This window comes from Streptococcus sp. HMSC063B03 (genome assembly GCF_001836965.1).
Lineage (GTDB): Bacteria > Bacillota > Bacilli > Lactobacillales > Streptococcaceae > Streptococcus > Streptococcus pneumoniae_F.
Genome location: NZ_KV831058.1, coordinates 1 through 256, shown reverse-complemented (window position 1 = coordinate 256; position 256 = coordinate 1). Strand labels below are relative to the sequence as shown.

The following is a 256-nucleotide window of genomic DNA, read 5'->3' as shown; positions in this document are numbered from 1 at the left end:
TTCTTCAAGAAGGACTTGACAGCGGAGCAAATTAAGGCAGCGCAAGAACACTTGAAAGGTGCAAGTCCAGCAACACCAAGTCCAGCCCATGATGATGAACACGATAACGATAATCATGGCCACAAACATGATGAAGACCATAATCATGGTTTTGATGCCAATCGTGTCATCAGTGAGGATGAGCAAGGTTTTGTCATGTCACACGGTGACCATAATCATTATTTCTTCAAGAAGGACTTGACAGCGGAGCAAATTA

1 protein-coding gene is annotated in these 256 nt (G+C 43.4%); it reads left to right on the top strand.

Annotated elements, in window-relative coordinates; translation table 11 throughout:
* The coding region (locus tag HMPREF2628_RS08165) for a pneumococcal-type histidine triad protein (RefSeq protein WP_142350516.1) at positions 1–256 on the top strand (256 nt) is incomplete at both ends.